Source organism: Sphingobium scionense (assembly GCF_014197035.1).
In the GTDB taxonomy this organism is placed as follows: Bacteria; Pseudomonadota; Alphaproteobacteria; order Sphingomonadales; family Sphingomonadaceae; genus Sphingobium; species Sphingobium scionense.
Genome location: NZ_JACIEU010000012.1, coordinates 153241 through 179060, shown reverse-complemented (window position 1 = coordinate 179060; position 25820 = coordinate 153241). Strand labels below are relative to the sequence as shown.

The window sequence follows — 25820 nt, the reverse complement described above, 5'->3', positions numbered from 1 at the left end:
TGGGCTTCATCTTCGTTCCTTCGTCACTACGACGAAGCCCAGATCCTCCTTAAATCACAACCTCAAATCTGTGCCATTGGTGCTGACGGCGGACAATCTGGTGTTTGTCGGCTATAAGGAGAATGCTCGCGCTGCGATGCAGGAAATCAACGTCCTGCTCAATCTATCTACCTTTGCGGAATCCTTCGGGCGTACCGTAGCGGAGGCCATGGCATCCGCCCGCCCTGTGATCGCCTATCGCTGGGGCGCACTGCCTGAATTGGTGCAGGATGGTGAGAGCGGCTATCTGGTGCCGTTCTTTGATATCGATGGTGTATTGAAGGCGGTGCTTGATCTTTGTGCCCATGAAGAGAAGATCATCTCGATGGGCCAGCGGGGGCGTGAGTTTGTTGCCGGGCATTTTTCCCAGCAAGTTCTGCGTGATCGCATGGCGGAAGGCTATGAGCGCATCACCGGTCAACCCATATATGGCGAGAGGCCTTTACATAATGAAGCGACCGCGGCCCGGCTCATAGGGGCGGCGCCACCCACGACGATCATCATTCCTGTCCATGATGCGGTGGAGGAAGTGCGGGCCTGCATCGCGTCGGTGCTGCACCATACGGACTTGCGTGATACCGAAGTGATGATCATTGATGATGCGAGTTCAGATCCCGCCATTGGTGAACTGCTCAATGCTTATGAAGCGAGGCCCGGGCTACGCATATTCAGGGCATCCCATAATCAGGGATATACGCGCACGGTCAACCTGGGCATTAAGTTGGCTGCGGGGCGTGATGTCATTCTGCTGAACAGCGATACGATTGTGACGCCGCGTTGGCTGGAGGGCTTGCGCGCAAGCGCCTATAGCCGCCCAATGGTGGGCACGGTTACGGCGATGAGTGACAATGCGGGTGCCTTTTCTTTCCCGATTGCCGGCCAGAAGAACGAAAGGCCGGACCATCTCAGCCATGAACAATATGCTTTGTTGATGGTACAGGCGACCTATCAATGTCCTGCACCGGCCGTTCCGACCGGATCTGGCTTCTGTCTATTCATGCGTCGGGCCATGATTGATGCAGTCGGATTATTTGATGTCGATCGCTTTCCGCGTGGCTATGGCGAGGAAAATGAATTCTGCATGCGGGCTATGGATGAGGGCTGGCAACACCTGATTTCGCCGTGGTCATTCGTCTACCATGTAAGAAATGCGAGTTTCAAAGGGGAAAAGGAACAACTCCTTGCCGCTGGTCTTGCGCGATTGACGGCTCTTTATCCCAATTATGATGCGCTGGTGCGGGCAGGTTTCTCGCAACCCGCGCTAACTTACCTGCGGGAGGCGAGCGCTGGCGCACAAACGCAGGCAAGAGGCATCGGGGTACCTTAACCACGCGCTCTGCGACCCGAGGAAAAGGGAAGGCCGGCAACTGCTATCGAGTGCCGGCCTTTTCTTTCAATCCGCTTTGGTCAGTTTCGAGAACCAAGAGCGCCGCTGTTTACGCAGAAGTTGGCGACCGACAACAGAAACACTGGTTCGATTTTCCAGAAATTCCTCAGATTCCAGAATGGAATGGAGAATTTCGGCCTTGCTTGTTCCCCCGTTGAGCAAGGCGAGATGATGCTCCAGCCCAGCCGGATCGACCCGCCTGCCCAGCAATTGCTCATAGAATCCACGAACGAATGGCTCATGCTCGAGCGATAGAAGATGATCGATATGCACTTCGGTCGGCGCAATGAAGGTATTCGCCATCGGGTTAGGTTGGCTATCCTGCTGGCGCATCTGTGCAAAGCGGCGCAGGATGTCACCATCCAGGGTTCGTTCGACGATCCGTCTATGGATATCGGTTTGATTGACCAGATTGGCGCAGAAATCAAACAGGCCTTTCGACCATTGATCCCAATCGATGCTGTCCTTTTCCACGACGCTCGACGTTTCGGCGCTGATAGCTTCCTTGATGAGTGTAGGAATTTCCCTGTTGTCCCTGAACAGGAATACGCCCTTGACATCCTTGTAGGTCGACAGGATTTCCCGAGTTGGCGGGATATCGCGCGCCACAATCGGTTTGCCCAGGGCAAGCGCATTGAGCAATGAGAGGCCGAAGCCTTCATAATAGGAAGGGAGGACGACTACACTGGCGCGGGCAAACAGGTCGTTCATCTCGTCTTCGGGAATGACGCCGGACTGCATGATGCGGGCATTGCGGGACGTGGACGTGCTGCCGCCCAACGTAACCACCGACAGGCTGGGCATTTCTTTGGCAATGACTGCGCCGACCGGTTCGGATGCCTTGTGAGGGAAGTGATTGCCCATCACGAGGACATGCTCACGACCTTTTTCGACATCGCCGAAGCGGGGCACATAGGCTGAGACCTGGGTGGGGAGTAGCTTGGTGTAGATCGATGTGTTGAATTCGCGTTCGAAGCGATTGCGGAAGGTCAGTTCCGAAAATTCGCTGTTGAAGAACAGGCCGTTCGCGTGCTTGGCAATATAGCTCCAGAGCGTCTGGAGATCATTGCTGGCGCGCAGATGGCTGCAATCGAGGGCAATGACGTCCAGCATGCCGTAGATGTTGATCGGTGCGAGGTGCTCCATCACGTTGACGATGTGCAGGTCGAACGGCTGACCCGGGAAAATCGAAATGGCGTAATGCGGTTCAAACTCCTTGCGGACCTTGATCCGCTTGAGCTCGTCGATTCCGTGGAACTTGGCGACCGAGGGCTCGCAGATCGCATAGATTTCAAAATTGTCCGGCGCCGCCTTGTCGCACCAGCGCACGAAATGCATCATGTGCTCGCTGGTACCATTATGATGCTTGCCGAAGGTGAGCAGATTAAGGGCGATCTTCAGCTTGCCATCTACGGTCGGGACGAGCTGCCTGATCTTCAGTTCGGCGCGATATTCGGCCGATCCTTCAAAAGCCCATACAAGCGGCAAAAACTCCGGATGCCGCGCGCTCATTTTCTGCAGATTGCCCTGCTGCTGCCCCTTAAGGTCCATGTCATGCAGCATGAAGGAGGCTGAGCCGGCGTGGTAGGCGAAGGCATGATTGGCCATGACGGCACGGTAGCCAACCTTGCCAGCGCGCATGACCATGTCATTTTCTTCCTCGTAGCCGAGGCCGAACTCTTCATCGAGGGTGCCAAAGTTGAGCACCACATCAGGGGCGATCAACATGTAGAAACCGACCGCTGTCGGCGCCCAGGTGTAGCGCTCCAAGTGATGGTGAACGGATTTCCAAGCCTTGTAGCAAACCTCCGGCGTGATCGCGATGCCCGACATATTGTGCGGCGCTTGCGGGAAGGTCGAGATCGAGGCGTTGTTGGAGCGGGGACATACGAAGCCGATCTGTGGGTCGGTTTCCAGTACCGCCATCATTTCGGCCAGCGTGTTCTGATAGGTCAGCGTGTCGCTATTCACGAGGATGGCGGCAGCCTGCCGCTTCTTCGAGAGGGTCAGCCCCTTGTTGACGCTCTTGACGAAGCCGAGGTTCTTGGGGTTGCGAACCAACTCTTGAATAAGCCCCTCAGCCTTAACCTTGGCGAGGTAAGCATTTACGTCGAGATCGTCCGGAGAATCATTGATCACGATGATCCGCGGCTCATAGGCAGCGACCTCATCAATATGTTTAACAAGCGAGGTGATGCACGCTTCGACAAGTTTTACGTTCCGATACACCGGTATGATGAGGTCGAGCTTCATACGAAATCCTTGCGCACTTTTGCGTTATTGTAGGGAAAATGTATTTGGATGGAGCGGGAATTATCTGTTGATATTCGCTCGCTCGATTAGAGGCTGCCACCAATTCTCGTTGTTCAGATACCAGTGCAAGGTCTCTGCGAAACCCTGCGGGAAATTGCGTGCGGGCGCATAGCCCAGTTCGCCGCGGATCTTGGTTTCGTCGATGGCGTAACGGCGGTCATGACCCTTGCGATCTTCGACATAGGTCATCAGTTCTTCGCTGGATCGCCCCTGAGCCGCCGGCGCATCAGGGAAGCGGTCTGCCAAGCCGGGATTCTGGGCAAAGGCGGCGTCAACGCCGCGACAAATCTCGCGGATGACTTCGATATTCGGCAGTTCCTGGCCGCCGCCGACATTGTAGGTCTCACCCACGCGGCCATCGCGCAGAATGCGTTCGATGCCGACACAGTGATCCTCGACGTGCAGCCAGTCGCGCACATTCATGCCGTCACCGTAAATAGGTAGCTTCCTGCCCGAAAGCGCATTGAGCGTGAATAGCGGAATGAGCTTTTCCGGAAACTGATACGGCCCGTAATTATTGGAACAATTACTGGTGGTGGTTTCCAGCCCATAGGTATGCTGATAGGCCCGGACAAGGTGATCCGATCCCGCTTTGGACGCTGAATAGGGCGAATTGGGCGCATAGGGCGTCGTTTCGCTAAATGCCGGATCATCGGCTTCCAATGTTCCATAAACTTCGTCCGTGGAGACGTGATGGAAGCGGTGTGGCATGCCCGTGCCCTTGTCCAGCCAAGCAGTCTTGGCGGCCTTGAGCAGACTGTGGGTTCCCACGACATTGGTCGTGACGAAGGCATCGGGGCCGGTGATCGAGCGGTCGACATGGCTTTCTGCCGCGAAGTGCACGATCGTGTCGATCGCGTGATCGGCGAGAAGCTGAGACACCAGCGCAGTATCGCAAATATCGCCTTCGACGAGGGTTATATTCGAGACATCGGCGATGTTGGCCGGGTTGCCGGCATAGGTGAGCGCGTCGAGAACGACGATGCCATCATTTGGCGATATCTTGCGCCAATGGCGCACGAAATTCGCGCCAATGAAACCTGCCCCACCCGTAACGATCAGATTCGCCATGCGTTATTCGATCCCCTTTGTCACACGCCAGCGCAGCCCGGCCAGGCTGGTGTTTGTGCTTTTGATGTTTCGCGATTCCCGCCCTGTGCCAAGCAGTGCATGAATTTCACGGAATTGGACAGCCAGAACGCAACCCATTTCATCGTAAGATGCAAAATAGATAAGATGAATATCAAGCGCCGCACCTGCCGACCTGACCTCACGTTAAGCTTGCTATTTTTCCTCTCCCTTTCGAACAATCCGGATATTGTGTGGAATATGATGCTGGCATGATGACAGCCGGTCTGGAAATGCGGGATGTGACCAAAATCAAGACGTGGAGTCGTACTGCGGTGGATCGCCAGATTCATCCGTCGACGGCGAGGGCGACCAGGCCCACACCCAATTGCCGTCCGTCATGGCCGTCCCCGACAGACGCTGGTGAATAGGTGTGGTGCAAAGACATATGCAGCAGAATATTCCCATCGCCGATGCATGTCGGGGGCAGGCGCACCCTGATGGGCTGGGGCGAACCCCTCAGGGCGTAAGTGCCCAGGAAAAAACCGTTGGCGCATATATCGACATGGGGGCGGTCCATATCGGCCGGTGCATAACCCTGCATTGTGACACGGACGTTGACATAGCCCCCGCGATAATCGGCGCCCAGCGCGAACCTGATGGTCTGGGGGCTGGCAATGCCCCAAATGCCCCATGCTTCGGGAATCCACCAGCCACCAGCCAGATAAGGAAGGCTGTCATGCGCCTCGCCGAAAAGCACCGTCTGCCCCCGCGAGATGATCGGATAGCCCGCAGACGACCACGCCTGCGCTTCCGCCATGTCGGGCAGGTGGGGGCCCATCGCCATATGTTCGATCAGATATTGCAGGCGTGCGAGCGCCCGAGCATTATCCGACAGCATCGCCTCCAGGCGGTGCAGATGTTGCTGTTCCGCCGTTAACGCAAGAGCCGTTCGTCCATCCCTATCGCTCAGAATTCGCCCCTATCTTGCCGTGCGGGGGCAAAATGGCGGGGCGCGGCCAGCGTGTCGATCCTTTTCTGGCGCGCTGCCGGCTTGCTGCCTGTCATTAGTGACCGGCAAGCGCGATGATATGTGCGTTCAACGCCGAGAGTTCCCGTTCGTCATGACTGACATAGAGGATCGGGATCGCGGTTTGTCGGTAAATTTCGAGGATGAGTGCGAGCAACTCCGCCTTTCGCGAGCCATCGAGCGAGGACAGCGGTTCATCAAGCAGCAACAGTCGGGGATTGGACAGCAGCGTCCGACCGATGGCGACCCGCTGGGCCTCGCCGCCAGACAATGTGGCGGGCCAGCGATCAAGCAAGCATCCGATCCCCAGCAGGTCGATGATTGCATTCAAGTTGATCGCAATGGGGCCGCGTCGCCCATAGAGAAGATTGGCGCGGACCCGAAGATGAGGGAATAGCCTGTTATCCTGAAACACATAGCCGCAATCGCGACGGTGCGGTGGCAGGTCGATGCTCTGTTCTCGATCGAACAATATGGTGTCTCCCACCTGGATATGGCCACGATCGGGGCGGATGAGGCCTGCGATCATGTTCAGGACCGTCGTCTTGCCTACACCCGATGGGCCGAACAGCGCGGTGATTCCCGCCACGCTTTGGATGCGCACGGCAATATCCCGAGGGCCGACACGACGGCTGACATCAATGTCGAGTGCCATCGTCCAGCTTTCGTCCGGTAATTTTGCGGTTCAAAAATTCGGCCGCGATGAGAGCCCCGAGCGAGAGGAGGATGGAAATCAATGCCAGCCGGGCGACCAGCATCTCGCTGCCCGGAGATTGCATGGCGGCATAGATGGCGATCGGGATGGTCTGTGTTTCACCCGGGATATTCGATACAAAGCTAATGGTCGCGCCAAATTCGCCCATGCAGCGGGCAAAGCCCAATATCATGCCTGCTACTAAGCCCGGGAAGGCCAGCGGCAGGGATATCGTCAAAAACGTTCGGGCCGGGCTGGCGCCCAGCGTCAGGGCGGCCTGTTCTAATCGTCTGTCGATCGCCTCGATAGACAGGCGCAGCGCACGTACCATCAGTGGCAGAGCCATTATTGCCGCAGCCAGCGCCGCGCCGGTCCAGCGGAACAGCAGGCTGATGCCGAACCAGTCGAAGAGCCAACTGCCGATCGGGCCATTTTTGGCGAAGAGTAGCAGGAGAGCCCACCCGGTCACCACCGGGGGCACGACCAGCGGCAGGTGAACGGCCGCATCCAGCAGCAGTTTGCCCGGGAATTGCCAGCGGGCCAAAATCCAAGCGAGCGCAAAGGCAGCGGGCAAGACGGCCAGAACGGCCACGATGCTGATGCGCAGCGAGAGGCTGATGATCATCCATTCTTCCGGCGAGAGGCTGGTCATCATGGCTGGATGGACTGTTGTGTCAGAGGCATAATCATGCGGCATCCGTCATAAATGAGCCAACCATGTCGGCAAGTCGTTTCGCCCATTGCCCTCCTCCCGTCCAGCGTTTAGCTGAGGCGCGAAGGGGCATTGGCATGAAACAGCTTATCGCATTTGATCTTGATGGCACTCTGGCGGAAAGCAAACAGCCGCTGGGGGAAGCGATGGGCGAAGCCCTGAGGCGCTTGCTGACCGTCGCGCATGTGGCGGTCATCTCCGGTGGAGACTGGCCGCAGTTCGACAAGCAGGTGGCGAGCCGGCTGCCGGCTGACGCGGACCTGTCGCGGCTGTGGCTGATGCCCACGACCGGCACCAAGCTTTACACCCATCAGCAGGGCGCCTGGACCCCGGTCTATGCCGAACTGTTCGATGCGGCGCAGAAGGCGGCGATCCTGGCAGCGTTCGACGCGGCGCTGGAAGCGACCGGCTTTGTGCCCGAGCAGACCTGGGGCGAGCGGATCGAGGATCGCGGCAGCCAGATCACCTTCTCCGCGCTGGGCCAGCAGGCGCCGATCCACGCCAAGGAAGGCTGGGATCCGGATTTCGCCAAGCGCAAGATCATCCAGGCCGACCTGCGCCAGCGCCTGCCGGGCCTGTCGATCAACATGGGCGGCGCGACGTCGATCGACATCACGCGCGAGGGCGTGGACAAGGCCTATGGCCTCAAGAAGCTGCGCGATGCGAGCGGCATCGCGCTCGACGCGATGATGTTCATCGGCGACGCCATCTTCCCGGGTGGCAACGACTATCCGGCTAAGGAACTGGGGCTCGACACGGTGCGCGTGCGCGATCCGCAGGAAACGCTGTCGGTGATCGACGCGATCGTCGCCTGCCAGAAATAGACAGCGATATTGACAGGGATCAGGGCGCGCTGAAGCCGTAACGGCCAAGGATCGCCCGGCCCTGCGCCGACAGCAGGAAACGGCGGAAGCCTTCCGCGTCGCGGTGGCGACTGGCGGTCAGCCGCGCCACCGGATAGCGGATCGGCGGATGGCTGCCGGTCGGGAAAGTCCCGACCGTCTGCACCGATTTCGAGGCGCGGGCATCGGTCGCATAGACGATGCCGAACGGGGTGGCACCGCGCTCGACCAGGGCGAGGGCGGCGCGCACGCTGTCGCCGCGCGCGACCTTGTCCGCGACCGAGGGCCAGACGTTGAGCGCGGTGAGCGCCGCCTTGCCATATTTGCCCGCCGGCACGGCGTCGGGATCGGCCATGGCCAGGCGGCCGCCGTTCAGCGCTGCGGCCAGCGGCATGTTGCGGCCGATGCGCAGCCGTACCGGCTTGCCGGCCGGGGCGACCAGCACCAGCCGGTTGCCGGCCATGTCGGTGCGGCTGCCGCGCGCGACGAAGCCGGCCTTCTGGATATCGTCCATCCAATCCTCGTCGGCGGAGGCGAACAGGTCGGCGGGGGCGCCGGCCTTGACCTGCCGGGCCAGTGCCGAGGAGGCGGCGAAGGACAGGACCGGGCGGGCACGGCCCTGCCGCGCCCAGGCATCGGCGGCGGCATTCATCGATTCCTGCAGGCTGGCGGCGGCAAGCACCAGTGGCCCGCGCTTGTCCTGCGCAGCTGCCCAGGATGGTGACAGCAAAAGGGACAGGAGCGCGAGCGCGCGCAGCAGGAGCGGAATCGGATGAAGGAAGCGCATGGCCGCCTTGTGCGCCCGGCGCCGCGGCCATGCAATTGTCGGCACATGCTTTTGTCGCTGCGTTCGATCCGCTAAGCAGACTCTGGTGACGCCGATACTTCTTTCCTTCGTCCGTTCCGGCCGGACCCGCGCAGCCCTTTGACATGGCAGTGATACGCACGCTTTGCGGCCGGTGCGGCGTCGGCTGTGGCCTGCGCGCCATCACCGGCGAGGATCGCGACCTGATGGTCGAAGGCGACCGGATGCATCCGGCCAATGCCGGGCGGCTGTGCGGGCGCGGGCTGGAGATTGCGGAAGAGGTCGGGCTGGACGGACGATTGCTCCAGCCGATGATCGACGGTCGGCCGCAACGCTGGGAGAAGGCGATCGCGCAGGTCGCGCGGCGGCTGTCGGCAGTGGTCGCCCAGCATGGCGCGGACAGCGTGGCGCTGCATGTCGGCGGCGGTCTTCTGACCGAGGATTATTACGTCGCCAACAAGCTGATGAAGGGCTTCATCGGTTCGGCTCATGTCGATGCGGGCTGGGCGGCGAATGACGGCGCGGCGCTGGCGCAGCGCGCGGCCTATGGCGAGGATGTGATGCCCGCCGCCTATGAGGATATCGAGCGGGCCGAACTGATCCTGATGATCGGCGCAGATCTGGCGCAGGATCATCCGGTGCTGAATGCGCGGATCGCGGCGGCGCGGGCCGAGCAGGGCGTTGAACTGCTGCTGCTGGCGGCGCCGGGCGAGGGGACGAGCATCGAGGCGGACCTCCGCATCGACCTGCCGCGCGACGGCATGGCGTCCTGGATCGCCGGGTTGCTGCGCCATTGCCATGATGTCGGCGCGACCGATGGCGACTATCTGGCGCGCAGTGTCAGCGTGCCCGACGATTTCTGGGCGCAACTGCGGACCCGCCATGACCTCTGGTCGGTGGCGCGCAGTTGCGGTCTGTCGCCGGTGGAACTGCGCGCGCTTTATGACCGGATCGCGGCCGTGCCGCGGATCGTGACGCTGTTTGGCGGCGCGGACGAGGGGCTGGCGCGGGCGGTGATCGATTTCCATCTGGCGACGGGACGGATCGGCAGGCCGGGGGCAGCGCCCTTTGCCATGACGGCCGCAGCCAATGGCATGGGCGGGCGCGAGGTCGGCTGCAATGCGACGGGGCTGGCGGCGCATCGCGGCTTCACGGCGGAGGCGATGGCCGAAATAGCCCGTTTCTGGTCGGCGCAGGCGATGGCGACCGGGCCGGGGCTGGACGGCGCGGAACTGGCCGAAGCGGTGCGGGACGGGCGCATCCGCGCGCTGTGGAGCATTGGCGGCGACGGCATTGATCCGGCCTGGCTGCGTGACGCGCTGGACGCGGCGCCGCTGGCGATCCGTTCCACGCCCTGGGCCGATGCCGAGCGGGACGGGCGCGGCATCGTGCTGCCATCGGCGAGTTGGGTCGAGAAGGACGGCACGCTGACCGGGGCGGACCGGCTGATCAGCCGCCAGCGCCGGCTGTTCCCGCTGCCCGGCGGCGCCAAGCCAGACTGGTGGATCGTCACCCGGGTCGCGCGCGCCATGGGCTGGCAGGCGGCATTTCATTATGAATGGGCGGCGGAAATCTATCGCGAGCATGTGCGGCTGACCGCCTATGGCAATGACGGCGCGCGGCTGCTCAACCTGCGCCGCCATGCCCCGATTTCCAACCCCGCCTATGAGGAACTGACCCCCTGGCGCTGGGGCGAGCTGCCGTTCGACGAGGGGCGGTTCCCGACGCCGGACGGCAAGGCCCGCCTGCTGCCGCTCTAAACCATGGCCATCTGGTAGAGAAAATCGACGAAGCCGGCGGTGGCGCCGTCATAGCCCATCACCTTGGGATTGCTGCTGTCGATCAGCAGATATTCGTCCGGCGCATGGGCGCCTGATCCATGGCCCAGGCCAAACTGGCCGGCGGGCAGCGACACCGGGGCGGAGGTGAAGACATAGCCGGGCCATGACCCGGCGAGGCGCGGATAGACGCTGGTTTTTACCCCGGCGCGTTCATAGGTGGCGCGTTCCGCCTTGATGAGCGGGCTGTCCTCCGCTGTCTCGGTCGGGTCATAGCCGCCCGAGACATTGACCGCGATGTCGCCATAGCCGCGCTTGGCGAGATGCGCCTTCAGCTTGGCAACGCAATCCTCCATCGTCTGGTTCGGCACCAGCCGCAGGTCGAGCTTGGCCACGGCGCGGCCGGGCAGGATGGTCTTGCCGCCCGGCCCGGTATAGCCCGACACCAGCCCCTCGATATTGACGGTCGGCATCGCCGCCAGCCGCTCCAGCGTCTCCTGCCAGCCGGTCTCGCCGACCCATTGCTTGACGCCGAGCTGCTTCAGCTCGTCGGCGGAAGAACGCTTGGCCGCGCTCCCGGCGATCAGCGCCTTTTCACGGGGCGTAAGCGGCCTCACCTTGTCGAACCAGCCATCGATCGCGGGCGTGTTGCCGTCAGGCGTGACGAGCGTACCCAGCGCCTCGACCAGGCGCCAGGCGGGGCTGTCGACGATCGCCTTGTAGCTGGAATGGATGTTCTTGGCCGGACCCCGGCCCCAGGCCTCGCCCGACGCGACCAGTTCCAGTTCGACCACGCCCTTGGCACCCAGATTGATCGCCACGCCGCCATCGACCGGGCTTTGCCAGGAGGCGGGGATGATTACGCCGCTGCACGGCTTGAGCGCGGCCAGCACATCGGGGCGGCGGACGATCTGGGCGAAATGGGGCGATCCGATCTCCTCCTCGCCCTCCGCCACCAGCACCAGGTTGACCGGCGGCCTGATGCCGGCGGTGCGGAAGGCGTGGAGCGCGGCGAGCATCGCGCTTTCCGGCCCCTTCTGGTTGGTGGCGCCGCGACCGACCATCACCTTGCCCAGCCCCGGCCTGTCGACGATCCGCCCTTCGAGCGGGGGCGAACTCCATTCGGCCGGGTCATATTGCTTGACGTCATACATGAAATAGAGGCCGAGCGTGCGCCTGGCGCGGTTGTCCATGGTGGCAAAGACGCCGGGCGCGCCGTCGGTCGGCACCCGCTCCACCTTCTGGAAGCCGGCCTCCTTGGCCAGCATCATCATATGGGCGCAGCCCTTTTCCATGTCGCGGTCCTCGGCCGCGATCGAGGGTAGGGCGATCCAGTCGCGCAGCCGGGCGACGGCGGCGTCATGATTGGCGGCGATCGCCCGGTCGAGCTTCGCCCGGTCGCCGCCGGCGGCGGCCAACCCCGCACCCGGCGCCAGCAGCGCCGCCCCCATCGCCGCGCCCTTCAACATGGTCCGTCGATCCGCCTGTTCCATCATGAGTATCTCCCCTGTGAAGCGGCCATGGTTGCGGATCGGCGGCGGGAAGAAAAGGGGGCTGGTGCATCGGCGCGACGCGACAGCGCGACGTTCATAGCGTTGCGCGGCATGCGCCGGGCATTTTTGGACGGATTTGCGTGAAGCAGGTGCAATCGCCGCGATGAGGCGCGCGCCTATGGGGCTATAGCTAAGCGATGATGAGGCAACACTGAAGCGCTACCGGGGGCAGTGGGACAGGCGAAAAAGGAAAGAGGTGGCACGCCATATTACATTTTCGGGAAAGTGTCGGGAGGCATGCTCAGCCGAGCCGCCCTTGCCATGCTTGCCGGCGCCGGGCATGGTCGATCGTCACCGCGTAATGGATGCCATCCTGGTTTACGTCGCGATTGATTTACGAGCGCGGCAGGAAAAGCATGAATCGTATCGAAGCGCGCAGTCCTCGATCATCGGATCGGGCAAGCGTCGTCCCATGCCAAGTGTCGCATCGGGCCACTGAAGATCGGCTGGACGAGATCGGACCCGATGTTCGGCCCCCTATAATCACCGTGGATATTGCAGACATACCCGGCGGTGGGCAGCTCCATTTGCTGCGATGCGGCAAGGAGTTTTCCATCCAGTTCGGCGATGATGAACTCATGGGCAGCCAGGATCATATATCCGAAAAGGCGCTGGCGACGCTCACAAGCGAACGTCTGAGGCGCCAGGATGGACATATTCTGATCGGCGGTCTTGGCATGGGGTTTACGCTGGATGCGGCGCTCAAGGCATGGAGCACCGAGGCATCGGTAACCGTTGCGGAGCTGGTTCCCAAGATATTGACCTGGGCAAAAGGCCCTTTGTCTCACCTGTTTGGCGCAAGTCTCAAGGATCCGCGGGTGAAGCTGCGCATGGCGGATGTCTATGATGTGATTGTCGAAAAGCGGGAACGGTTTGATGCAATCCTGCTGGACGTCGATAACGGACCGGATGGCTTTATCACCGTGGCGAACGATAGGCTCTATTCTTCGAACGGTCTGGCCGCAGCCCATGCCGCGCTGAAACCCGGGGGCCTGCTGTCGATCTGGTCATCCTATGGCGATGACCTCTTCGCGGAAAGGCTGGAGCAGGCGGGTTTTTCTGTCGATGAGATCATCTTGCCGGCCTATGTCGGCAGTTCGGAGCGCTGGCATAATATATGGTTCGCAGCCAAAAGTGCATGATTGAAGGATTGCGGTAGGCCTGGTGCCAACGCGATCCGGCTGCATCGGCTCGGTCGTAAATCTGATGGGCGTATCATCCAGTTTATTGTGATGGATTTAAGTGCTTCCGTTGATTGACGTGGATTTGTGCATCCGCGCGATTCCCTGCAGATGATCGAACAGGGCGTCGCCATTGGCGGTCCAGGTGAAGCGCAGGGCCGCGGCGCGGACGGCTTCGCGCTCGGGCGGGTCGGCGAGCAGGTCGCCGATCGCTTCGCCCAGGGCTTCGGGTTCGCGCTCGACGATCTTGCCGGCTTCCGGGCGGTCGAGCAACTCGCGGGCACCGCCGACATCGGTGATGACAATGGGCGTGCCGCAGGCGAGCGATTCCACCCAGGCATTTGCGAGCCCTTCGGATTCGGACGGCAGCGCCATCACGTCGGCGGCGGCATAGAGACGCGGCAAGCGGTCATGCGGCACCGAGCCAAGAAAGCCGATGCGCCGTTCGACGCCCAGTTCCTGCGCGAGATTTTCGAGCATCCGGCGATATTGGCCCTGGCCGGCGAGCAGCAGGGTGGCGCCGGGCAATTGGGGCAGGGCGCGGACCAGAATATCCTGGCCCTTGCGCGGAATGAGCGCGCCGACGCAGAGGATGAGCGGGCCTTCGAAGCCGAGTGCGGCTTTGGCCTGATCGCGGTCGGCGATTTCGAAGCGGTCGAGATCGACGCCGGTATAATGCACCCGGATCTTGTCGGCATCGATGCCCATCCGGCCCATGGAGCGGCGCATCGCGGCCGATACGGCGAGCAGGCCGGCAGCGCCGTCGGCCGCGCGCTTCACCATCTTCTTGGTGCCGCGTTGCGTGCCCCAATAATGGATATCGGCACCGCGCGCCTTGACCGAATAGGGGATGCCGAGCGCCTTGGACAGGCGCTGGGCCACTGGACCGTCGGGGAAGAAGAAGCTGGCGTCGATCACGTCGAATGGGGTCTGGGCGTGCAGCCGCCTGACCAGTGGGAGGATGGCGCGGGTCATGGTGAGCACATTGGTGCGGCCACCGAATTTCGGGATGATCGGGAAGGTCGGCCGATAGACGGTCAGATCCTTCCACCGCTCCTTGGCCGGCAGGGCGCGCAGCGGGGCGTAGCGGCCGGCGCGTGATAGCGGCCAGGGCGGCATGCCGATCGGGGCGACGACGGTGACGCTGACGTCGGGGCGGCTCGCCAGTTCGCGCGCCTGTCGCTCCACGAAAACGCCGAAATTGGGCCGGCTCATGTCCGGGAAGAGCGTGGAAAGCGTGAGGACGTTGAGTGTCATGGGCCTTCCCTACTGCACGGCGGTTAAGCGAGGCTTAGGCATGGCGGCGGCGCTTGGCTATAGCCGTCGGACGAGTTGCACTGCCACTGCGCCCCAGGGCGGGTCGGTGAGCACCTGTTGCCGGGCGCCATGGCCGAGTGGCAGGATCTGGAGCCGGTCACCCTCGCGCCCGATGAGACGGCCGAACAGGTAGCGGCCGGCGGGGCGGGGGAAGAGGACGTCGCGGTTCAAGGCGCTGGCGAAATCGGCCGGGGCGATGCGGCGGCACCAGATGGCGTCGCCGCTGCGATAGTCGCCGATGCTGGCATTGACCTGGATGCCGATCATGCCGTCGGCGGGCACGGGCGGCGGGAAGGACAGGGCGCGGACGGGCGCGCGCGCGCCCTCCGGCCCGAGCAGCGCGGCGACCGGCACTTCGCTCTGGCCGGGCAGGGCGACCAGTTCGGCGCTGGTGACGCCGAGCGCGTCGGCGATGCGGTTCAGCCATTTGACCGAGACGGTGCGGGTGCCGGTTTCGAGCCGGCCGATCGTCTGGGCGGTGGTGGGCGGCACGCAGAGCAGGCCTACCTGTTCCAGCGTCAGGCCCTTGGCCTTGCGGACCTCGCGGATGCGGGTGATCATGGCAGTCCTCGGATTGATAACCTATTTGGTTTTCTCTTTCCTACAGATTATCCGTCATGGCAAGCCCCTGGCCTTTCCCATCCTGTCAGGAGATGCCGCCATGGCCGCCCATTTTGTCGACCAGATGATCGAAGACCCTGCCGGCACGATGCAGGCGGTGAAGCTGCATCTGGGGGAATCGCCGCTCGGCTGGCTGCATGCGCGGGGCCATGTGAGCGACCGGCAGCTTGCGGCGGGCGAGAGGCTGCGGCGCGACTGGGAGCAGGCGGGACTGGGCGCGCGGGTGACGATGCGCTGGGACGGGGCGCCGGCGGAACGGCGACGGGGCGGTGCGGCGGCGATGCCCGATCCGAGCGCCGCGCAGCTCTCGGCGCGCGAGCGGTTCGACGACGCGGTGCGGGCGGCGGGGCCGGGACTGGCCGATATATTATGGCGAGTGGTGTGCGCGGGCGAGGGGCTGGGGCCGGCGGAGAAGGCGCTGGGCTGGCCCAGCCGCGCCGGCAAGCTGGTGCTGGGGCTGGCGCTCGACCGGGTGGCGGACTGGTATCGGGTGGGGTGAGGGGGGGGGATGCTGCGCAAGCGGCGGTCCACATCGATGGGGCAGAAGCTCGCTGCGCTCGCTACCCACCCCAACCCCTCCCTGGAAGGGAGGGGCGCGGTATGTTTGCATTCAGGCCATGAACCCCGCGCCGAGGAGCAGGAGCAGTTTCACGTCCATGGCGAAGCCCTGTTCGCGCCAGGCGGCGATCTGGTCCGGCAGGGTGGCGAGGGGGATGCGGTGGACGCGGATATCCTCGCTGTCGCCGCCGCCGCCCTCGCCGGTCTTTACCAGATCATGGGCGCGGAACAGGGTGAAGCTTTCCGAGACCATGCCGGGCGAGCTGAAAAATTCGCCGAGCGATTCGAGGCGGCCGGGAAGATAGCCGGTCTCCTCCTCCAGTTCGCGGCTGGCGGCGAGGCTGGCGTCCTCGCCGGCGTCATGATCGCCGACCAGGCCGGCCGGCAGTTCGATGCAGCGCTTGCCGAGCGGCACGCGATACTGGTCGACCAGCAGGACATGGCGGCCGTCCGCATCCTCGTCGATCGCCAGGATGACGGCGGCGCGTATGCCGCGGGCGCGGCCGACATATTCCCATTTGCCGCGCTTCTTCGCGGTGATGAAGCGCCCGGTCCACATGATTTCCTCGGGCGCGTTCCAGTCATTGTCGCTCATAATTCGATCAGTCTGTCCGGCAGTTCGTTGATGTCGTCGGCGGCGCGGGGGAAGTGCGGCGCCAGGATCGCGCCGACCCGGCCGATGGCAAGGGCAAGCCCTTCGCCCGGCCGGTCGTCGCGCACCGCATCGATCAGCAGCGCCATCGCCTCGCCCCAGGTTTCGGGCGTGACGCGATCGTTGATCGCCTTGTCGGCGACGATTTCGGCGCGATGCTCGTCGAGCGAGAGATAGATGAGCACGCCGGTGCGGCCGGCAGTGCGGGCCTCGGCGGCGGCGCGGAACAGCAATATGGCGCGGCGGCGGACCCGGCGCGCCTTGGTCGCGCGCGGGGTGAGCGCCATGCGGAGCGGCATGATCGCGAGCAGATAGCGCACCACGAGGAAGTCGAGGATGAGGTCGCCGAGCAATATGGTCAGCATCTTCCAGTCGGCGACCTGATGGTCCCAATCGCCCATCAGCCGGCCGGCCAGGTCGCGCAGATAGTCCGGGAAGACGGCGAAGAAGGCGAGGGCGACGAAGACGGTGCCGATCGCCCAGTGCAGGCCGACATCATGATAGGCGTCGGACCGGCGCGCGACGATCGGCACGATCTCGCCCGATGTCTGCTTTTCGGCCTCCATCACGGCGGCCGAGACAAGGTCATGATCGCGTTCGCTGAACTGTACCGGCTTCACCAGCTGCCTCCCGCACCGCCGCCGCCAAAGCTGCCGCCGCCGCCGGAAAAGCCGCCGCCATCGCTGCCGCCCCAGCCACCACCGCCGCTGCCCCAGCCGGAACCACCGCCGCCGCCCCAGCCGCTGTCGGACGGGCCCCAGATGATGACCGGGCCGGCGCCGCCCCTATAACGCCTTCCGCGACCGCCGCGGCTGGCGAACATGGAGATGGCGACGATGACGATCACGATGACCCAGAAGACCAGCATCACGGCGCCGCCGCCGCTGTCGCCCTTGCGCTCATCCGCCTCGGCCGCGGCGGCGCGTGCCTTTGCCTCCTCGGGCGGCAGGGTCAGCAGGGTGGCGAGTTCGTTCACGCCCGCATCGATGCCGCCGGGAAAGTCGCCCGCCTTGAAGCGCGGGATGATGGCGGTGCGATAGATGCGCGAGGCAAGCGCGTCAGTGACGATGCCCTCGACACCATAGCCGGTGGCGATCCACACCTTGCGCTCGTTCGGGGCGACCAGCAGGATCGTGCCGTCGTCCTTCTCCTTGCTGCCGATGCCCCAGCTGCGGCCGAGCTGATAGGCATAGTCGCCAATCTCATAGCCCTGGAGATCGGGGACGGTCGCGACCACCACTTGCCGGCCGCTCTGCTTGTCGAGCGCGGCGAGCTTGGCGGTCAGCGCCTGTTCCTGCTGCGGCGAGAGCAGGTTGGCGGCATCGACCACCTGGCCGGTCAGTTTAGGGAACGTCTGTGCCTGCGCCGCCGGTATGAAGACCAGCAGCGCAAGGACCAGAAGCAGGCGCCTGAGCATCGTTATCGGCTCAATTGCCGAAGTCGACCTTGGGCGCTTCTTCCGCGCCGGGCGTGACCGCCTGGAACGGAGCCATCGGCTTGGCGCCGTGGATCAGCTTCGCGCCGATCGCGTCGGGGAAGGTGCGGATGCGGGTATTATAGGCCTGCACCGCTTCATTATAGTCGCGGATCGAGACGGCGATGCGGTTTTCCGTGCCTTCCAGCTGCGACTGGAGTTGCAGGAAATTCTCGTTGGTCTTGAGGTCGGGATAGGCCTCGACCGAGGCGAGCAGGCGGCCAAGCCCCTGGCTGAGCTGCGCCTGTGCGGCCTGATATTGCGCGACCTTGGCCGGATCGGACAGGTCGGTGGCATTGATCTGGATCGAGGTCGCCTTGGCGCGCGCTTCCGTCACGGCGGTCAGGGTCGCCTGTTCCTGCTTGCCAGCCGCCTTGACCGTGGCGACGAGGTTGCCGGTCAGGTTGGCGCGGCGCTGATATTGCGCCTGGACGTCGGCCCATTTGGCCTTGGCATTTTCCTCGGCAGAGGGGACGCTGTTGATGCCGCAGGCGGACAGCGCGAGCGCGCCCATGACCGGCAGCAAAAGGCGGGAGAGGCGACGCGGGAAAAGCATGGAACATCCTCGGCTCTGTTTCGCTGACGGAAATAGGGCGTTGTCGGATGGCGCGCAACGGGCCATGCAGAGTTTATCGAAGGCAGGACAAGAGGTTCGTCATGGGGCTGATTTCGGAATTCAAGACTTTCATCAATCGCGGCAATGTCATGGACCTTGCGGTCGGTGTCATCATCGGTGGCGCTTTTGCCACCATCACCAAGTCGCTGACCGATGATCTGATCATGCCAGTGGTCGGCTATCTTTTCGGTGGTGCGGATTTTTCGGGCTACTTCCTGCGCCTGGGCGACCTGCCCGAGGGGTTCAAGGGCAATCCCAACAGCTATGCCGACCTGAAGGCGGCGGGCGTCGCGATGTTCGGCTGGGGCCAGTTCCTGACCGTGCTGGTCAATTTCATCATCCTGGCCTTCATCATCTTCCTGCTGGTGAAGCTGGTGAACAAGGTTCTGACCAAGCCCGAGGAAGCGCCGGCACCGGCTGTCACGCCGGAAGATATCGTGCTGCTGCGCGAGATTCGCGACTCGCTGAAAAAATAAGCGATTGCGACGAATCGAGGCCCTGACGGGAACCATTGGGGACGCGGCCGGTTGATCGGCGTCAGGGTTCGGGATGGCGACGATCATCCCGAACCTCGTGTCGAACATGTCAGCCCTGAGGGGGCGCAACAGGAGAAAACGCTGTGAAAAGCTTCGTCGCAATCCTTGGCCTTGCCAGCATGGTCTCGCTCGCCGCGTGCGATTCCAAGCAGGAAAACAAGGTCGAGAATGCCTACGAGAATCAGGCGGACGCTCTCGACAACCAGGCCGCGAACATGGAAGCGATGGCCGACAACCTGTCGGGTAACGCCGAAAACGCTGCCGAAAACGCGGCCGACGCGCTGGAGAACAAGGCCGACGCCACCCGCGAAGCGGGCGAAGCGGCCGCCGATGCGGTGGAGAAGAAGCAGCCCTGATCCGCTGCGGCACCGACTATCGGGCCAAAAGGGGGCGTCGCGCTTGCGACGCCCTTTTTCTTTGCCTGTCCGCGCCTTTAACGGCCCCTTAACCACGGCCGGCCATGGTGCCCTCGCGCGCATCCAAAGGTCGTGGGAATGGACGAGTTACTTCAGGAATTCATATCCGAAACGCAGGAAACGCTGGAGGCTCTGGCGGGCGAGGTCGTCGCCTGGGAGGCCAATCCGGCCGACAGCCAGCGGCTGGACGCCATTTTCCGCTTCTTTCACACGGTCAAGGGGAGCTGCGGCTTCCTCAATCTGCCGCGCTTCGAGAAATTGAGTCATGCGGCCGAAGATGTGCTGTCGGAGATTCGCGCCGGCAATCGCAAGCCCGATCCCGCGACCGTCAGCGCGGTGCTGGCGATCATGGACCGGATCGGCGAACTGGCCGAGGCGGTAGCGCGCGGTGCGGCCCTGCCCAACGAGAATGATGAATATCTGATCGGGGCGCTGACGCAGGTGGAGGCGCCGGCCGCGCCCGCGGCGGAAGCGGAGCCGGAAGAACCGGCAGCCCCGGTCGCGGCCGTGCGCCAGGGCCAGGCGCTGCGCACCATCCGCCTGCCGCTGTCGCTGATCGACCAGTTGATGAACGGCGTGTCGGACATGGTGCTGGCGCGCAACGAATTGTCGCGCAAGCTGCGCGACCGGTCCGCCGATCCCGAACTGGACAGCGCGTTCGAGCGGCTGTCCACCTGTGTCGCGGACATGCGCGACGTGATTTCCAAGACCCGCATGCAGCGGGTCGAGCGCCTGTTCGCGGCGATGCCGCGCATGGTGCGCGACCTGAGCCGCGATCTCGACAAGCGCATCGACCTGACGCTGGAGGGTGGCGACGTCGAGATGGACCGCGAGATGGTGGAGATGGTCGTCGACCCGCTCACCCATATCGTGCGCAACAGCATCGACCATGGCATCGAGACACCCGAGCGGCGGCGCGCGGCGGGCAAGCCGGAGGCCGGTCGGCTGCGGCTGGAGGCGCGCCAGTCGGGCAATCAGATCGTGATCGAGATCGGCGACGATGGCGCCGGCATCAACACCGCGCGGCTGGTGGAAAAGGCGATCGCCTCCGGGCGGCTGACGCCCGATGCGGCGGCGCGGATGACCGAGCAGGACAAGCTGGACCTGATCTTTCAGCCGGGACTGACGACGGCCGCCAAGGTGACGGCGGTGTCGGGCCGTGGCGTCGGCATGGACGTGGTGCGCGCCAATATCGAACGGATCGGTGGCGTCATCGCGCTCGACAATCATCCGGGACAAGGGCTGCGCATCACGCTGCGCGTGCCGCTGACGCTGACCATCATTCCGGGCCTGATCGTGCGCGCCGGCGGGCTGCATTTCGCGATCCCGCGCGCGGCGGTGGTCGAGATACTGCATGACAATAACGAGATGATGCAAATTGCCGATGTCGGTGGCGCCAAGATCGCGACGATCCGGTCGCTCCGCCATTCGATGATCGACCTGGAAGATGTGCTGGGCATGGACAAGCCGCAGCAGGTCGGGCCGCGCGCCGTGATGGTGGTGCGATCGGCGACCGGCGTGCCCTTTGCCATGGGCGTGTCCGCCGTGGAGAATCATGAGGAACTGGTGATCCGTCCCGCATCGCCGCTGGTGATGGCGAGCGGCGTCTATGCCGGCATGACCTTGCCCGACAATGGCAAGCCGATGCTGCTGCTGGATGCGGCGGGCCTGGCCAATGCGGCGCGGTTGCCGAACCTGATCGACGATCGCGCCCATGGCGCGGTGGCGGACGCTGCAGCCGAGGAGGCTGGCGTCGAAATGGTGGCGGCGCTGCGTTTCGAGGAATTGTCGGGCGAACGGCGCCTGCTGCGCCTTTCGCTGATCGAGCGGGTCGAGGATATCGATGCCGGGCTGTTCGGCCGGTCGGGCGGTCAGGCGTTCGTCCGGCTGGACGAGCGGCTGGTGCCGGTCGTGAACGGGCAGCATGGCTTTGACGATGGCAAGGTCTGCGCGCTGCGCCTGCGCGATGGCAGCCTGGAAGCCTGCTATCCGGTCGCGGCGGTGTTGGACATCGTCCAGATGCCGCTGGTGCCCGACATGGTGGCGATGCACGGCGTATTGAGCGGTGTCGCGGTGGTCGATGGCGAACATCTGGAGGTCATCAACCCCTTCGCCCTGTTCGCCGCGCTGCCGCAGGAGCCGATCGCGCCGCACAGCCGGGGCCGTTGCCTGCTGGCCGATGCGGAGGATGGCTGGACCCGCGAGATATTGGCACCGTTGCTGCGCCAGGCGGGGCATGAAGTGGTGCTGGGCCTGCCGGGCGACGCCGTCGATGCGCAGGATATCGTGCTCTATTCGGCGGGTGATGTCGGCCAGGTGGCCGAGATCATGGGCTGTCGGGTGGTGCATCTGCGCGCCACGCCGCGGGGCACCGGGCCAATGGATGCCAGCATCTACCGCTATGACCAGGATGCGCTGATGGCGGCGCTGTCCGGCACGCGCGGATAAGAGGAAGAGCGATGGAGCAACTTTATCTGTTGGCGACGCTGGCGGGCGCCCGCATCGCGGTCGATGCCAGTGAGGTCGAGGCGGTTGTCAAACTGATCGATGTATCCCCGGTGCCGGGCATGGGCGCGCATGTGGCGGGCCTGTCCGCGCTGCGCAGCCGGGTGCTGACCATCATCGACGTCGCCGCGCTGATTCACGGTCATGCCACGCCGGCCGACCAGCGCGACCTGGCCGTCATCGCCAATATCAGCGGCCATAGCTATGGCCTGATGGTCGATGGCGTGTCGGATATCTGCCGCGTGCCCGAAGGGGAACTGCCGCTGCGGGGGCAACTCGATTCGGCCTGGATGCCCTTTGCGCGCGGCGTCGTGGAACATGAGGGCATCCCCCATCTGCTCGTTTCGCTGGCCGGTTTCATCGAGGCCGGCGCGCAGGCGCAGGCGGCCTGATCGCTTGGCCGCGTCGTTTACCATTTCCTCGCCTTTGGCGTTTACGCCTCTCCTCCCGGCACGTAAAAATCAAAGGGACGCTTCATGAAGAACTGCCTGGTCGTCGATGATTCCAAGGTCATCCGCAAAGTGGCACGCCACATATTGGAATCGCTGGACCTGACCGTGACCGAAGCGGTGGACGGGCAGGATGCCCTGACCCAGTGCGAGGCCAGCCTGCCCGACGTGGTGCTGCTGGACTGGAACATGCCGGTGATGAGCGGGATGGAATTTCTGCAGGCGCTGTCGGCCACCAAGATGGAGGCCCGGCCCAAGATCATCTTCTGCACCACGGAAAATGGCATCGGCCATATCAAGGCGGCGGTGGAAGCCGGGGCCGACGAATATGTGATGAAGCCGTTCGATCGCGAGACGCTGGAAAGCAAGCTGGCGATCGTCGGGGTCATCTAGGCCCGGTCCCTCCTTTCGAGGATATCGCCGTCTTTCCCAGCCCCTTCGTTCTGAAAGCCCGTCAATGACCGCCTTTGTGCCGACCATGGTCAGCCTCAGCCGTAACACCGCTGCCGCGGTGCGCACGCTGGTGGTGGACGATTCGGTGGTGGTGCGCACGGTGATCGAGCGCATCCTGAACGCCGATCCGGCCTTTAGCGTGGTCCACAAGACCAACAGCGCGGAAAATGCGCTGCGCTATCTGGCCGAGCATAGCGTCGACCTGGTGCTGCTCGACATCGAGCTGCCGGGGCAGAGCGGCCTTGCGGCATTGCCCGCGATCCTGCGGTCCAATCCGCAGGGCAAGGTGGCGATCCTGTCCGGGCGTTGCGAAGAGGGAAGCTCTGCAGCGATCGAGGCGCTGGCGTTGGGCGCGAGCGACATTCTTTCGAAACCGGGCAGCGGCAGCTTTGGCGAACAGTTTCCTCAGGCATTGATTGATCGGCTCGGCCGGTTGTTTGGCGGCGATGCGCCGGTGCCCATGCCCCAGCGTCCGGCCCCTTCATTGTCGGTCGATCGAGGCATCGAACCGCTGGCATGTCTGGGTATCGGTGCCTCGACCGGCGGCATCCATGCGCTTAGCCAGTTGTTTGGCGGCCTGACCGCGCCGCTGGGCGTGCCGATCCTGCTGACCCAGCATCTGCCGGTCAGCTTCACCGTCTATTTTGCGCAGCAACTGGCACGCATGACCAGCCTGCGGGTCAAGGTGGCGGAGGCCGGCGACCAGCTGGCGCCCGACACCGTCTATGTCGCGCCGGGCGACGCCAATCTGCTGCTGCGGCGCGGGCTGCATGGCCGGGTGAGCGTGGTGCTGGACCCGGAGCGGACGCCGTCGGGCAATCTGCCGGGCGTCGACCCGATGTTCGCCGCCATGGCCGAAGTCTATGGCGCGGGCGCGGCGGGGATCGTGCTGACCGGCATGGGCCGCGACGGCACGGCGGGCGCACGGGATATCGTGGCGGCGGGTGGCTGGATCGTCGCCCAGGATGAAGCAAGCAGCGTGGTGTGGGGAATGCCGGGATCGGTCGCGGGGGCGGGGCTGACCTGTGCCCTGATGGAACCCCATGCGATCATGGATTTTGTCGCACGACGCGGAAAGATGAACGACTGATGGCCTTGCCCCCTTCCAGAATGGGATCGGGCGCTGCCCGGATTTTGACAGGTCTGCTGGAAGCGCGGACCGGCCAGGTTCTGTCCGAGGGGCGGGCCTGGCGCATGGAGACGGCGCTCAAGCCCGTGCTGCGCGACCATGGCTTGCAGGATATCGACGAACTGGCGGGCAAGCTGCTCCGCAGCCGGAACTCACGCCTGGACGAGGATGTGGTGAACGCGCTGCTGAACAACGAAAGCAGCTTCTTTCGCGACCTGCAGATTTTCGACCTCATCCACCGGCAGATATTGCCGCGCATCCAGGATGAGCGGGGCGACCGCGTGCTGCGGATCTGGAGCGCGGGCTGTTCGACCGGGCAGGAAGCCTATTCGCTGGCGATCCGTTTCTGCAACGAGGCGGCGCGCTGGGCGGGCTGGCGGATCGAGATATTGGCGACCGATATTTCCAGCGCGGCGATCGACCAGGCGCGCAGCGGCGTCTTTTCGCAGATGGACGTGCAGCGTGGCCTGCCGATCGGCGACCTGATCAAATGGTTCGAGCCGGCCGGCGACGATTGGCGCGCGAACCCGGAGCTGCGGCGGATGATCGATTTCCGCCAGGATAATCTGTTTGCCGCGCGCGTGCCGACCGGCGCCTATGACCTGCTGCTGTGCCGCAATGTGCTGCTCTATTTCTCGCCCGAACGGCGGCAGAGCGTGTTCGACCTGCTGGCCCGGCACAGCCATGACCGGTCGGTGCTACTTCTGGGCGCGGGCGAGGCGGTGATCGGCCAGAGCGAGGAATTCGTGCCGCATCCCGAATTTCGCGGCAGCTATGCGCGGCGGGGGCCATCGGCCGATGCCGGCAATTCGGCCCGGCGCGCGGGCTAATCGTCCGCCGATCATTTACCACGCTTGATTGCCGCGCCGGTCTCGGCCATGATTCCCCTGTGGCTGCATGACGCGGCGCGACGCAGGGCGGAACAGGGCGTGAGACTGGACTTTTCGTGGTGACAGGCCCTTTGCGATGACCGACATCCCCATGATCGAGACACCGTCGCCCAATTATGACGAGCGCAGCCTGCCGATCACCATGCTGGTGCTCCATTATACCGGTATGCCGGATGCGGCGAGCGCCATCAACTGGCTGGCTAACGCCGAATCCAAGGTGTCGGCCCATTATGTCGTGACCGAGGATGGCCAGATCATCCGCATGGTGGCCGAGGACAAACGCGCCTGGCATGCCGGCCGGTCGCACTGGCGCGGGATCGACGATGTGAACAGCGCCAGCATCGGCATCGAGATCGTCAACCCTGGCCATGAATGGGGCTATCGTCCTTTCCCCGAGGCGCAGATGGGATCGCTGATCCCGCTGGTCCATGACATCGTCCAGCGGCACCGGATCACGCGCGGCAATATTGTCGGGCACAGCGACATCGCGCCCGCGCGCAAGCAGGATCCGGGCGAGCTTTTCCCCTGGGCGCAACTGGCGCGGTTGCGGCTGGCGCTGCCCCGACCGACCAAGAATCTGATGGACCCGCATTGGACCGATAGCGGCTTCATGCTGGCGCTCGAACGCTTCGGCTATGACATCGCCGAGCCGGAGCCGGCGGTCGTCGCCTTCCAGCGGCGCTTCCGCCCCGAACTGATCGACGGCGTCATCGACGGCGAATGTCGGGCGATTTTGCTCGCCCTGCTGCTGCCCAAGCCGACAGGGGATGACTGACCCGATTTTTGCGCCTATAGGCGCCTG

At 63.8% G+C, this 25820-nt stretch carries 27 protein-coding genes; 13 read left to right on the top strand and 14 right to left on the bottom strand.

Annotation, left to right across the window (positions count from 1 at the left end):
* A partial coding sequence (locus tag GGQ90_RS15840) for a glycosyltransferase (RefSeq protein WP_188083039.1) occupies positions 1 to 1366 on the top strand: 1366 nt, incomplete at its 5' end.
* 66 nt (positions 1367 to 1432) lie between these two features.
* On the opposite strand, the gene GGQ90_RS15835 is transcribed toward GGQ90_RS15840, so the two are convergent.
* The 6 genes from GGQ90_RS15835 to modB all read right to left on the bottom strand — a co-directional run bounded on the left by GGQ90_RS15835 (position 1433) and on the right by modB (position 7183).
* Positions 1433 to 3679: a glycosyltransferase gene (locus GGQ90_RS15835; protein WP_188083038.1), complete on the bottom strand. Its 2247-nt coding sequence runs from the start codon at positions 3677 to 3679 to the stop codon at positions 1433 to 1435.
* A 60-nt stretch (positions 3680 to 3739) separates the two neighbouring features.
* Positions 3740 to 4810, bottom strand: a complete 1071-nt coding sequence (gene rfbB / locus GGQ90_RS15830; protein ID WP_188083037.1) for a dTDP-glucose 4,6-dehydratase — start codon at positions 4808 to 4810, stop codon at positions 3740 to 3742.
* Positions 4811 to 4830: 20 nt separating this feature from the next.
* Positions 4831 to 5160, bottom strand: coding sequence for a hypothetical protein (locus GGQ90_RS29040; protein WP_223178277.1), 330 nt, complete (start codon positions 5158 to 5160; stop codon positions 4831 to 4833).
* Positions 5157 to 5627 (bottom strand): hypothetical protein, encoded by a 471-nt coding sequence (locus GGQ90_RS15825; protein ID WP_223178276.1) that lies wholly within the window; start codon positions 5625 to 5627, stop codon positions 5157 to 5159. The genes GGQ90_RS29040 and GGQ90_RS15825 overlap by 4 nt, the downstream gene beginning before the upstream one ends.
* Before the next feature lie 247 nt (positions 5628 to 5874).
* Entirely contained in the window at positions 5875 to 6492 is a 618-nt protein-coding gene (locus GGQ90_RS15820; protein ID WP_188083035.1) for an ATP-binding cassette domain-containing protein, read from the bottom strand.
* Positions 6476 to 7183, bottom strand: coding sequence for a molybdate ABC transporter permease subunit (gene modB / locus GGQ90_RS15815; protein WP_188083054.1), 708 nt, complete (start codon positions 7181 to 7183; stop codon positions 6476 to 6478). The genes GGQ90_RS15820 and modB overlap by 17 nt, the downstream gene beginning before the upstream one ends.
* Positions 7184 to 7320: 137 nt before the next feature.
* On the opposite strand from modB, the gene GGQ90_RS15810 reads away from it, so the two are divergent.
* Positions 7321 to 8067, top strand: a complete 747-nt coding sequence (locus GGQ90_RS15810) for an HAD-IIB family hydrolase (protein WP_188083034.1) — start codon at positions 7321 to 7323, stop codon at positions 8065 to 8067.
* A gap of 19 nt (positions 8068 to 8086) precedes the next feature.
* On the opposite strand, the gene modA is transcribed toward GGQ90_RS15810, so the two are convergent.
* A complete protein-coding gene (modA, locus tag GGQ90_RS15805) occupies positions 8087 to 8872 on the bottom strand; it encodes a molybdate ABC transporter substrate-binding protein (protein ID WP_188083033.1) in 786 nt (261 codons plus the stop codon).
* A gap of 143 nt (positions 8873 to 9015) precedes the next feature.
* Between modA and GGQ90_RS15800 the strand changes: the two genes are divergently transcribed.
* Positions 9016 to 10650, top strand: a complete 1635-nt coding sequence (locus GGQ90_RS15800; protein ID WP_188083032.1) for a molybdopterin oxidoreductase family protein — start codon at positions 9016 to 9018, stop codon at positions 10648 to 10650.
* Here the strand turns inward: GGQ90_RS15800 and GGQ90_RS15795 are convergent.
* Complete coding sequence (locus GGQ90_RS15795) at positions 10647 to 12161, bottom strand: M20/M25/M40 family metallo-hydrolase (protein WP_188083053.1); 1515 nt, start codon at positions 12159 to 12161, stop codon at positions 10647 to 10649. The genes GGQ90_RS15800 and GGQ90_RS15795 overlap by 4 nt on opposite strands.
* A 416-nt stretch (positions 12162 to 12577) precedes the next feature.
* On the opposite strand from GGQ90_RS15795, the gene GGQ90_RS15790 reads away from it, so the two are divergent.
* Complete coding sequence (locus tag GGQ90_RS15790) at positions 12578 to 13363, top strand: spermidine synthase family protein (RefSeq protein WP_246428264.1); 786 nt, start codon at positions 12578 to 12580, stop codon at positions 13361 to 13363.
* Between the two features lie 96 nt (positions 13364 to 13459).
* Here GGQ90_RS15790 and GGQ90_RS15785 read toward each other — a convergent pair whose 3' ends face one another.
* The gene (locus GGQ90_RS15785; protein ID WP_188083031.1) at positions 13460 to 14659 is read right to left on the bottom strand and encodes a glycosyltransferase; all 1200 of its coding nucleotides are present in this window, start codon (positions 14657 to 14659) and stop codon (positions 13460 to 13462) included.
* 57 nt (positions 14660 to 14716) lie between these two features.
* Positions 14717 to 15280, bottom strand: coding sequence for a helix-turn-helix domain-containing protein (locus GGQ90_RS15780; protein ID WP_188083030.1), 564 nt, complete (start codon positions 15278 to 15280; stop codon positions 14717 to 14719).
* A gap of 100 nt (positions 15281 to 15380) precedes the next feature.
* Between GGQ90_RS15780 and GGQ90_RS15775 the strand changes: the two genes are divergently transcribed.
* Positions 15381 to 15839, top strand: coding sequence for a DUF6456 domain-containing protein (locus GGQ90_RS15775; protein WP_188083029.1), 459 nt, complete (start codon positions 15381 to 15383; stop codon positions 15837 to 15839).
* 111 nt (positions 15840 to 15950) lie between these two features.
* On the opposite strand, the gene GGQ90_RS15770 is transcribed toward GGQ90_RS15775, so the two are convergent.
* From GGQ90_RS15770 to GGQ90_RS15755, 4 genes are read right to left on the bottom strand one after another with little or no spacing between them, the layout of a single operon-like run.
* The gene (locus GGQ90_RS15770; protein WP_188083028.1) at positions 15951 to 16493 is read right to left on the bottom strand and encodes an NUDIX hydrolase; all 543 of its coding nucleotides are present in this window, start codon (positions 16491 to 16493) and stop codon (positions 15951 to 15953) included.
* A complete protein-coding gene (locus GGQ90_RS15765; RefSeq protein ID WP_188083051.1) occupies positions 16490 to 17116 on the bottom strand; it encodes a TPM domain-containing protein in 627 nt (208 codons plus the stop codon). Before GGQ90_RS15765 ends, GGQ90_RS15770 begins: the two co-directional genes overlap by 4 nt.
* 50 nt (positions 17117 to 17166) lie before the next feature.
* Complete coding sequence (locus GGQ90_RS15760) at positions 17167 to 17967, bottom strand: TPM domain-containing protein (protein WP_188083027.1); 801 nt, start codon at positions 17965 to 17967, stop codon at positions 17167 to 17169.
* 10 nt (positions 17968 to 17977) lie between these two features.
* Positions 17978 to 18580: a LemA family protein gene (locus tag GGQ90_RS15755; RefSeq protein ID WP_188083026.1), complete on the bottom strand. Its 603-nt coding sequence runs from the start codon at positions 18578 to 18580 to the stop codon at positions 17978 to 17980.
* 101 nt (positions 18581 to 18681) lie between these two features.
* Between GGQ90_RS15755 and mscL the strand changes: the two genes are divergently transcribed.
* The 8 genes from mscL to GGQ90_RS15715 all read left to right on the top strand — a co-directional run bounded on the left by mscL (position 18682) and on the right by GGQ90_RS15715 (position 25793).
* A complete protein-coding gene (gene mscL, locus GGQ90_RS15750) occupies positions 18682 to 19116 on the top strand; it encodes a large conductance mechanosensitive channel protein MscL (RefSeq protein ID WP_188083025.1) in 435 nt (144 codons plus the stop codon).
* A 143-nt stretch (positions 19117 to 19259) separates the two neighbouring features.
* Positions 19260 to 19532: a hypothetical protein gene (locus GGQ90_RS15745; RefSeq protein ID WP_188083024.1), complete on the top strand. Its 273-nt coding sequence runs from the start codon at positions 19260 to 19262 to the stop codon at positions 19530 to 19532.
* Between the two features lie 138 nt (positions 19533 to 19670).
* Positions 19671 to 22040, top strand: coding sequence for a chemotaxis protein CheA (locus GGQ90_RS15740; protein ID WP_188083023.1), 2370 nt, complete (start codon positions 19671 to 19673; stop codon positions 22038 to 22040).
* An 11-nt stretch (positions 22041 to 22051) separates the two neighbouring features.
* The gene (locus GGQ90_RS15735) at positions 22052 to 22489 is read left to right on the top strand and encodes a chemotaxis protein CheW (RefSeq protein ID WP_188083022.1); all 438 of its coding nucleotides are present in this window, start codon (positions 22052 to 22054) and stop codon (positions 22487 to 22489) included.
* An 84-nt stretch (positions 22490 to 22573) separates the two neighbouring features.
* Positions 22574 to 22939: a response regulator gene (locus tag GGQ90_RS15730; RefSeq protein ID WP_188083021.1), complete on the top strand. Its 366-nt coding sequence runs from the start codon at positions 22574 to 22576 to the stop codon at positions 22937 to 22939.
* Between the two features lie 64 nt (positions 22940 to 23003).
* On the top strand, positions 23004 to 24089 hold the full coding sequence (locus GGQ90_RS15725; protein WP_188083020.1) for a chemotaxis protein CheB: 1086 nt from the start codon (positions 23004 to 23006) through the stop codon (positions 24087 to 24089).
* The gene (locus GGQ90_RS15720) at positions 24089 to 24958 is read left to right on the top strand and encodes a CheR family methyltransferase (RefSeq protein ID WP_188083019.1); all 870 of its coding nucleotides are present in this window, start codon (positions 24089 to 24091) and stop codon (positions 24956 to 24958) included. The genes GGQ90_RS15725 and GGQ90_RS15720 overlap by 1 nt, the downstream gene beginning before the upstream one ends.
* Before the next feature lie 136 nt (positions 24959 to 25094).
* A complete protein-coding gene (locus GGQ90_RS15715) occupies positions 25095 to 25793 on the top strand; it encodes an N-acetylmuramoyl-L-alanine amidase (RefSeq protein WP_188083018.1) in 699 nt (232 codons plus the stop codon).
* Positions 25794 to 25820: the final 27 nt, after the last annotated feature.

Bases quoted from the DNA above. Each gene is read 5' to 3' on its own strand.
- GGQ90_RS15730 (WP_188083021.1), top strand. From the start codon at position 22,574: ATGAAGAACTGCCTGGTCGTCGATGATTCCAAGGTCATCCGCAAAGTG.
- GGQ90_RS15740 (WP_188083023.1), top strand. From the start codon at position 19,671: ATGGACGAGTTACTTCAGGAATTCATATCCGAAACGCAGGAAACGCTG.
- GGQ90_RS15835 (WP_188083038.1), bottom strand. From the start codon at position 3,679: ATGAAGCTCGACCTCATCATACCGGTGTATCGGAACGTAAAACTTGTC.
- GGQ90_RS15780 (WP_188083030.1), bottom strand. From the start codon at position 15,280: ATGATCACCCGCATCCGCGAGGTCCGCAAGGCCAAGGGCCTGACGCTG.
- GGQ90_RS29040 (WP_223178277.1), bottom strand. From the start codon at position 5,160: ATGAATCTGGCGATCCACCGCAGTACGACTCCACGTCTTGATTTTGGT.
- GGQ90_RS15770 (WP_188083028.1), bottom strand. From the start codon at position 16,493: ATGAGCGACAATGACTGGAACGCGCCCGAGGAAATCATGTGGACCGGG.
- GGQ90_RS15755 (WP_188083026.1), bottom strand. From the start codon at position 18,580: ATGCTTTTCCCGCGTCGCCTCTCCCGCCTTTTGCTGCCGGTCATGGGC.
- modB (WP_188083054.1), bottom strand. From the start codon at position 7,183: ATGACCAGCCTCTCGCCGGAAGAATGGATGATCATCAGCCTCTCGCTG.
- GGQ90_RS15820 (WP_188083035.1), bottom strand. From the start codon at position 6,492: ATGGCACTCGACATTGATGTCAGCCGTCGTGTCGGCCCTCGGGATATT.
- GGQ90_RS15800 (WP_188083032.1), top strand. From the start codon at position 9,016: ATGGCAGTGATACGCACGCTTTGCGGCCGGTGCGGCGTCGGCTGTGGC.
- GGQ90_RS15760 (WP_188083027.1), bottom strand. From the start codon at position 17,967: ATGCTCAGGCGCCTGCTTCTGGTCCTTGCGCTGCTGGTCTTCATACCG.
- GGQ90_RS15790 (WP_246428264.1), top strand. From the start codon at position 12,578: ATGAATCGTATCGAAGCGCGCAGTCCTCGATCATCGGATCGGGCAAGC.
- GGQ90_RS15775 (WP_188083029.1), top strand. From the start codon at position 15,381: ATGGCCGCCCATTTTGTCGACCAGATGATCGAAGACCCTGCCGGCACG.
- mscL (WP_188083025.1), top strand. From the start codon at position 18,682: ATGGGGCTGATTTCGGAATTCAAGACTTTCATCAATCGCGGCAATGTC.
- GGQ90_RS15715 (WP_188083018.1), top strand. From the start codon at position 25,095: ATGACCGACATCCCCATGATCGAGACACCGTCGCCCAATTATGACGAG.
- modA (WP_188083033.1), bottom strand. From the start codon at position 8,872: ATGCGCTTCCTTCATCCGATTCCGCTCCTGCTGCGCGCGCTCGCGCTC.
- GGQ90_RS15765 (WP_188083051.1), bottom strand. From the start codon at position 17,116: ATGGAGGCCGAAAAGCAGACATCGGGCGAGATCGTGCCGATCGTCGCG.
- GGQ90_RS15720 (WP_188083019.1), top strand. From the start codon at position 24,089: ATGGCCTTGCCCCCTTCCAGAATGGGATCGGGCGCTGCCCGGATTTTG.
- GGQ90_RS15810 (WP_188083034.1), top strand. From the start codon at position 7,321: ATGAAACAGCTTATCGCATTTGATCTTGATGGCACTCTGGCGGAAAGC.
- GGQ90_RS15825 (WP_223178276.1), bottom strand. From the start codon at position 5,627: ATGGCGGAAGCGCAGGCGTGGTCGTCTGCGGGCTATCCGATCATCTCG.
- rfbB (WP_188083037.1), bottom strand. From the start codon at position 4,810: ATGGCGAATCTGATCGTTACGGGTGGGGCAGGTTTCATTGGCGCGAAT.
- GGQ90_RS15795 (WP_188083053.1), bottom strand. From the start codon at position 12,161: ATGGAACAGGCGGATCGACGGACCATGTTGAAGGGCGCGGCGATGGGG.
- GGQ90_RS15725 (WP_188083020.1), top strand. From the start codon at position 23,004: ATGACCGCCTTTGTGCCGACCATGGTCAGCCTCAGCCGTAACACCGCT.
- GGQ90_RS15785 (WP_188083031.1), bottom strand. From the start codon at position 14,659: ATGACACTCAACGTCCTCACGCTTTCCACGCTCTTCCCGGACATGAGC.
- GGQ90_RS15735 (WP_188083022.1), top strand. From the start codon at position 22,052: ATGGAGCAACTTTATCTGTTGGCGACGCTGGCGGGCGCCCGCATCGCG.